Origin of the sequence: Amycolatopsis sp. NPDC059027, assembly GCF_042739735.1 — a bacterium.
Classification (GTDB): domain Bacteria; phylum Actinomycetota; class Actinomycetes; order Mycobacteriales; family Pseudonocardiaceae; genus Amycolatopsis.
Map to the genome: position 1 here is coordinate 8,650 of NZ_JBHYIK010000005.1, position 6,175 is coordinate 14,824.

Below are 6,175 nucleotides of genomic sequence, written 5' to 3' on the forward strand. Positions count from 1 at the left end.
TTTCGAGTCGTTGGTTTTGGCCGCCGCCCCCAACCCCCCAAGCTGGCCCCCCGCCCCCCCAAAACCCCACCCCCTGTCTTACAGCCCGCAACCGACGCGTTCGAGACGATCAACGTCCCGAACGCGTCGTTCAGGGCAACGAGCCGAGCCGCCGCAACTCTCAGGCGCGGGCGAAGCTCAGCGTCTCGCCTTCGACCCCGCGCAGCCAGAGGTCCTGCGCCGCGGCGGCCATCTCCGCGAGTCCCTCCTCGATCGTCGCGAAGACGTTGCCGGGTACCCAGCCCGCGTCCCCGTTGATCAGCAGGTTGTTACGGCCGTAAAAGATCGCGAGGTCCGTCGCGCCTTGATCGCTGTGCGCCTCACTGCCGGAGTCGTAGCCGTACGCCGGGTTCCCGATCTCCCAAGCCTCGAAGCCGAAGTACACGACGTCGCCTGGAATCGGCGTGATGGTCGGGTTTTCCCGCCCCGGCTTCGGGTCGGCGAAGGGTGGCACGAGCGTGTAGACCTCGTTGCGCGCGTACTTCGCGTGGTACGCCGAACCGCTCTGCGGCAACGCGTCCCACACCGCGCGGCACGTCCGCGGGGCTTCGTCGTCGAGCAGCCTGGCGCGGCACGAAACGCCGCGCTTGTCCAGGGTGATGGTGATGTAGCGTGCCATGGCTCAGCTCCCCGTGACCGATGAGACGACGTCGCCCCAGATGCGCAGCGCGTCGTCGACTTGCGCCGCGTCGACCACCAGCGGCGGCACCATGCGGACGACGTTCATGAAGGCCCCGCAGGTCAGCAGCAGCAAACCGTTCTCCGCGGCGGCTTTCTGCGCCTTCTGCGCGGTCGCGGTGTCCGGCTCGCCGTCCGGCGTGGTGAACTCCGTGCCCACCAGCAGGCCGAGTCCGCGCACCTCGCCGATCGCGGCCGTCTTGTCCGCGATCAGCCGCGCGCCCTCGAGCAGCTGACGTCCTCGCTCGGCCGCGTTCTCGACCAGACCCTCGCGCTGGATGACGTCCAGCGTCGCGATCGCCGCCGCGCACGACACCGCGTTGCCACCGTAGGTCCCGCCCTGCGAGCCCGGCCATGCCTTGGCCATCAGCGATTCCGGCGCCGCGATGCCCGACAGCGGGAACCCGCTCGCGAGCCCCTTGGCGATGAGCACGACGTCCGGCTGGACGTCGAAGTGGTCGTGGCCCCAGAAGCGCCCGGTGCGGCCGAACCCGGTCTGCACCTCGTCGAGCACCAGCAGGATCCCGTGTGCGTCGGCGCGTTCCCGCAGTCCGGCGAGGAATTCCGTGTTCGCCGGGACGTAGCCGCCTTCGCCGAGCACGGGTTCGACGAAGAACGCCGCCGTCTCGTTCGGTGCGCTCACGGTCGCGAACAGGTAGTCCAGCTCGCGCAGCGCGAACTTCGTCGCGGTCTGCTCGTCCCAGCCGTAGTGGTACGCGTACGGGAACGGGGCGACGTGCACGCCGGCCATCAGCGGTCCGATGCCCGCGCTGAACCGCGTTCCCGACGTCGTCATCGTCGCCGCGGCGACCGTGCGGCCGTGGAACCCGCCCTGGAACACGATGACGTTCGGCCGTCCGGTCGCCTGCCGCGACAGCCGCAACGCCGCTTCGACGGCTTCGCTGCCGGAGTTCGAGAAGAACAGGGAGTCGAGCCCGCTCGGCAGGACGTCTCCGAGCCGCTTCGTCAGCTCCAGGAGCGGCTTGTGCATCACGGTCGTGTACTGGCCGTGGATGAGCTTGCCGATCTGTTCCTGTGCCGCGCGGACCACGTCCGGATGGCAGTGTCCGGTACTCGTCACGCCGATCCCGGCGGTGAAGTCGAGGTGACGTTTCCCGTCGACGTCGTAGAGGTACACCCCTTCACCGTGGTCGACCACGACGGGAGTTGCCTGCTTGAGCAGCGGGGAGAGCTGGGCCATGGCAGTGGTGCTCCTAGGTCGGGCGGAACAGTTGTCGATTGTTGACAATATCCATAGCATGGCCGGGGAGACAACACATGAGGAGCAGGCTGGGATGAGCGACGCTTGCGAGCGAATCGAGGGCATCATGCGCCAAAAGGGATTCAACACTGTCTCGCGGAGCGAGGCGATCGCATGAGCGCGATCACCGAGACCGGCGTCGTCGACGCGGTCGGCAAGGAACTGTTCATCGGGGGCAAATGGGTCGCCGCGACCGGCGGGAAGACGTTCGCGGTCCAGGACCCGGCGACGGGCGCGGAGCTGTGCCAGGTGGCCGACGCTTCGCCCGCTGACGGCGTCGCGGCCCTCGATGCCGCCGTCGCCGCGCAGGCGGACTGGGCGGCGACAGCGCCGAGGGAGCGCGGGGAGATCCTGCGCCGCGCCTACGAGCTGCTGGTCGCGCGCAGCGAGGAACTCGCGCTGCTGATGACGCTGGAGATGGGCAAGCCGCTCGCCGAATCGAAGGGCGAGATCACCTACGCCGCCGAGTTCTTCCGCTGGTTCGCCGAGGAGGCGGTCCGCATCGACGGCGGCTACGCGGTCGCCCCCAATGGTGCCGGGCGGTTCCTGGTGACCAAGCAGCCGGTCGGCCCGTCACTGCTCATCACGCCGTGGAACTTCCCGATGGCGATGGGCACGCGCAAGATCGGCCCCGCCGTCGCGGCCGGCTGCACGATGGTGATCAAACCCGCCGCGCAGACACCGCTGTCGATGCTCGCGCTGGCCGGGATCCTCGCCGAAGCGGGACTGCCCGCCGGGGTGGTCAACGTCCTCACCACGCATGATTCCGGCGGCGTGATGGAGCCGCTCATCCGCGACGGCCGCGCACGCAAGCTGTCGTTCACCGGCTCCACCGGGGTCGGCAGGAAGCTGCTGGAACAGTGTGCGGACAAGGTGTTGCGCACCTCGATGGAACTCGGCGGCAACGCACCGTTCCTGGTCTTCGCCGACGCCGATCTCGACGCCGCTGTCGAGGGCGCGATGCTGGCGAAGATGCGCAACATCGGTGAGGCGTGCACCGCCGCGAACCGCTTCTACGTGCAGCGCGACGTCGCCGACGAGTTCGCGCGCAGGCTCACCGAGCGCATGCAGGCGCTGCCGATGGGCCGCGGCACCGAAGAAGGCGTCGTGGTGGGGCCGCTGATCGACGAGAAGGCCGTCGCGAAGGTCACCGAACTCGTCAAGGACGCCACCGACAGGGGCGCGCGGGTGCTCACCGGTGGCGCGGGCGTCGACGGACCCGGCCACTTCTACCAGGCCACCGTGCTCACCGACGTGCCGCAGGAGGCACGCATGACCTCGGAGGAGATCTTCGGGCCGGTCGCGCCGATCACGCCGTTCGACACCGAGGACGAGGCGGTGGCGAAGGCCAACGACACCGAATTCGGGCTGGTGTCCTATCTGTACACCAGCGACGTCAAGCGGGCGTTGCGGGTCTCCGAGCGGCTGGAGGCCGGGATGATCGGGCTCAACCAGGGCATCGTGTCGAACCCGGCGGCGCCGTTCGGCGGGATCAAGCAGTCCGGCCTCGGCCGCGAGGGCGGCTCGGTCGGCATCGACGAGTTCCTCGAGGTCAAGTACATCGCGGTGAATCTGTGAAGACCTACCGCATCGCGAGCATCCCGGGCGACGGGATCGGTGTCGACGTTACGGCCGAGGCCCGCAAGGTCCTCGACCGTGCCGCCGGGCAATTCGGTTTTTCCTTGGCGTGGAACGAATTCGACTGGAGCTGCGAGCGCTACACCCGCACCGGGTCGATGATGCCGGAAGACGGTATCGAGCAGTTGTCCGCGTTCGACGCGATCCTGCTCGGTGCTGTCGGCTTCCCCGGCGTCGCGGACCACGTTTCGTTGTGGGGCTTGCTGATCCCGGTGCGGCGCGCGTTCTCGCAATACGTCAACCTGCGTCCGGTGCGGCTGCTTCCGGGCACGACGTCGGTGCTGGCCGGGCGCAAGGCCGAGGAACTCGAGATGGTGATCGTCCGGGAGAACTCCGAGGGCGAGTACTCGGCCATCGGCGGGCGTCACAACACCGGACAACCGGGTGAATTCGTTGTGCAGGAATCGGTTTTCACCCGGGTCGGCGTCGAGCGGATCATCCGGTACGCCTTCGACCTCGCGCGCACGCGCGACGGCCGGGTGTGCTCGGCGACCAAGTCGAACGGCCTGATCCACTCGATGCCGTTCTGGGACGAGATCTTCGCCGAGGTCGCCGCCGGATATCCGGACGTCCACAGTGAACAGTGCCATGTGGACGCGCTCGCCGCGCGGATGGTGCAGGCGCCGGAACGGCTCGACGTCGTCGTCGCGTCGAACCTGTTCGGCGACATCCTCAGCGATCTCGCGGCCGCGATCACCGGCGGACTGGGCATGGCGCCCTCCGGAAACATCAATCCATCGGGTGAACATCCTTCGATGTTCGAGGCGGTCCACGGAAGCGCTCCGGACATTGCCGGACAGGGCATCGCGAACCCGGTCGCGCAGATCCTCGCCGCCGCGATGATGCTCGAACATCTGGGCGAAACCGATGCCGCGCAAGCGATCCGTGCCGCCGTCGACCGGACGCTCGGCGATCCCGCCGCGGTCACGCCCGACCTCGGCGGCACCGCTACCACAGCCCGGCTCGGTTCGGTAGTCGCCGAGAATCTCGGCTGATCGCCCGCCCCGTTTCGTCGGTGCCCTCCCCGACACTGGCTCCCGCTCACCCACAACCGAGCAGGAGGGGGCATCAGGATGTGCTGGCAGTGCGAAAATCCCGACAAGACCCGGGCCGACTATCTGCGCTACGTCCGCACCGTGATCGGCAAGTGCGGCTGGATGGTGCAGGGAGTGGAGGGATCGAGACACAGCCCGCCGTGGGCCTACACGATCGGGCTCACCGAACGGAAGCTGCCGGAACTCGTCGTCACCGGGTTGCCGCTGTACCCGGCGGGGTCGCTGCTCAACTGCGTGGCCGAGCACGCGTGCCATGCGGAGCCGCCTGAGCACGGGGAGCAGTACACGCTGCGCGACGGGCCGTCGATCGAGGTCGTCGAGCTCGCCGAGCCGTCGGCGCACCTGGTCATGGCCGTGGGCCTCTACGGCCCGGGAATCCGGGCGCGGCAACTGGTTTACGCCGATGACGACGGGTTCTGGCCGTGGGACGCGAAGTTCCGCGGAGGACGCGGTGGCCAGCCGGTGCTGGGGGTGCGTTGTGCTTCCTGAATCCCGCTCAACCGACCGGGGGAGCCTCGCTCTGCGTCAGGCTGGTGCCGGGCGCGAGCCGTCGCACGGCGTCCTCCATGTGGGCCTCCAGGAGGGCCAGCGCGCTCGCCTCGTCCCCGGCGCGCAGCGCTTCGATGATGTGCGTGTGTTCCTCGACGCGTTCTTCGACCCGCTGATACGTCCCCTGAAGTGCGGCGAGGCACATCCGCGTTTCGATGAGGAGGGTGCGGGCCATGCGGACGAGCCGCTTGCTGCCCGAGGCCTCGATCAGCGCCTCGTGGAAACGCAGGTCCGCGGTGGAGATCGCGGAGGGGTCGTCCGCGCCGGCCGCGGTGGCCATCTCGACGACGGCCTGTTCGAGAGTGACGGCGACCTGCTCGCGATCCCCGCGCAACGCCCGCAGCAGGGCGGCGCGTTCGATGGCCCACCGGGCGGAGTAGATGTCGTAGACGTCGCCGGGGCCGAGGTCTATGACGAACAGCCCGCGGTGCCGTTCGCTGCGCAGCAGCCCCTCGGAGACCAGGTGCTGCATCGCCTCGCGCAGCGGCCCCCGTGACACCTGGAAGCGGGCGGCGAGGTCGGTCTCACCGAGCTGGGTGCCGGGTGGCAGCGCACCGGTCATGATCGCCTCGCGCAGCTGGCGAGCGATGATGCCCGCGGTGGATTCCCGGCTGACCGGTTCTATGTCGGACAGGCTCATCTCACGCGTTCCCCGTCTGGAACAGCGCGCCGAGGGTGCGGACGAGCGGGGCCTGTCCGACCAGGCGCAGTCCCTCCCAGACGGTGACCTGGTTGGCGGTCAGCACGGGTTTGCCGAGGCGGGCCTCGACGGCGTTGATCTCGCCGAGCGTGCGCATCGCGGTGTCCGGTACCAGCACCGCGTCGGCGTCCGGGTGATCGTGCCCGGCGGCGAGTTCGATGACCGCTTCCGGCTCCAGCGCGCCGACCTCGGCCGCGGTGGGGGGGTGTTGTGGGGGGGGGGGGGACTCCACCCAGCGCGACCCCCGCCGGCCGC

7 protein-coding genes and 1 pseudogene (1 of these 8 cut by a window edge) are annotated in these 6,175 nt (G+C 69.2%); 4 read left to right on the plus strand and 4 right to left on the minus strand.

All coding sequences use genetic code 11. From position 1 onward, the window contains the following. Positions 1-160 precede the first annotated feature (160 nt). Together ACFWY9_RS04780 and ACFWY9_RS04785 are read right to left on the minus strand one after the other, a co-directional pair. The gene (locus ACFWY9_RS04780; RefSeq protein ID WP_378324980.1) at positions 161-658 is read right to left on the minus strand and encodes a DUF3830 family protein; all 498 of its coding nucleotides are present in this window, start codon (positions 656-658) and stop codon (positions 161-163) included. 3 nt (positions 659-661) lie between these two features. Then, positions 662-1,918 (minus strand): aspartate aminotransferase family protein, encoded by a 1,257-nt coding sequence (locus ACFWY9_RS04785; RefSeq protein WP_378324982.1) that lies wholly within the window; start codon positions 1,916-1,918, stop codon positions 662-664. Here ACFWY9_RS04785 and ACFWY9_RS04790 point away from each other — a divergent pair. The 4 genes from ACFWY9_RS04790 (at position 1,917) to ACFWY9_RS04805 (ending at position 5,160) form a co-directional block, all read left to right on the plus strand. Beyond that, positions 1,917-2,096: a hypothetical protein gene (locus ACFWY9_RS04790; RefSeq protein ID WP_378338176.1), complete on the plus strand. Its 180-nt coding sequence runs from the start codon at positions 1,917-1,919 to the stop codon at positions 2,094-2,096. The genes ACFWY9_RS04785 and ACFWY9_RS04790 overlap by 2 nt on opposite strands. Then, the gene (locus tag ACFWY9_RS04795; RefSeq protein ID WP_378324983.1) at positions 2,093-3,556 is read left to right on the plus strand and encodes an NAD-dependent succinate-semialdehyde dehydrogenase; all 1,464 of its coding nucleotides are present in this window, start codon (positions 2,093-2,095) and stop codon (positions 3,554-3,556) included. The genes ACFWY9_RS04790 and ACFWY9_RS04795 overlap by 4 nt, the downstream gene beginning before the upstream one ends. Further along, positions 3,553-4,611, plus strand: a complete 1,059-nt coding sequence (locus tag ACFWY9_RS04800; RefSeq protein ID WP_378338177.1) for a tartrate dehydrogenase — start codon at positions 3,553-3,555, stop codon at positions 4,609-4,611. Before ACFWY9_RS04795 ends, ACFWY9_RS04800 begins: the two co-directional genes overlap by 4 nt. A gap of 78 nt (positions 4,612-4,689) precedes the next feature. Beyond that, positions 4,690-5,160, plus strand: coding sequence for a DUF4262 domain-containing protein (locus ACFWY9_RS04805; RefSeq protein ID WP_378324986.1), 471 nt, complete (start codon positions 4,690-4,692; stop codon positions 5,158-5,160). Between the two features lie 7 nt (positions 5,161-5,167). Here ACFWY9_RS04805 and ACFWY9_RS04810 read toward each other — a convergent pair whose 3' ends face one another. Both ACFWY9_RS04810 and ACFWY9_RS04815 read right to left on the minus strand, forming a co-directional pair. Then, positions 5,168-5,860, minus strand: a complete 693-nt coding sequence (locus tag ACFWY9_RS04810; RefSeq protein WP_378324988.1) for a GntR family transcriptional regulator — start codon at positions 5,858-5,860, stop codon at positions 5,168-5,170. A 1-nt stretch (position 5,861) separates the two neighbouring features. Beyond that, positions 5,862-6,175 (minus strand): annotated as a pseudogene (locus ACFWY9_RS04815) (maleate cis-trans isomerase); it runs 471 nt beyond the window's last position.

What these genes read in the sequence shown, in the direction of transcription:
- ACFWY9_RS04780 (WP_378324980.1), bottom strand. Translation starts at nt 658, where the DNA reads ATGGCACGCTACATCACCATCACCCTGGACAAGCGCGGCGTTTCGTGC.
- ACFWY9_RS04790 (WP_378338176.1), top strand. Translation starts at nt 1,917, where the DNA reads ATGGCAGTGGTGCTCCTAGGTCGGGCGGAACAGTTGTCGATTGTTGAC.
- ACFWY9_RS04785 (WP_378324982.1), bottom strand. Translation starts at nt 1,918, where the DNA reads ATGGCCCAGCTCTCCCCGCTGCTCAAGCAGGCAACTCCCGTCGTGGTC.
- ACFWY9_RS04795 (WP_378324983.1), top strand. Translation starts at nt 2,093, where the DNA reads ATGAGCGCGATCACCGAGACCGGCGTCGTCGACGCGGTCGGCAAGGAA.
- ACFWY9_RS04805 (WP_378324986.1), top strand. Translation starts at nt 4,690, where the DNA reads ATGTGCTGGCAGTGCGAAAATCCCGACAAGACCCGGGCCGACTATCTG.
- ACFWY9_RS04810 (WP_378324988.1), bottom strand. Translation starts at nt 5,860, where the DNA reads ATGAGCCTGTCCGACATAGAACCGGTCAGCCGGGAATCCACCGCGGGC.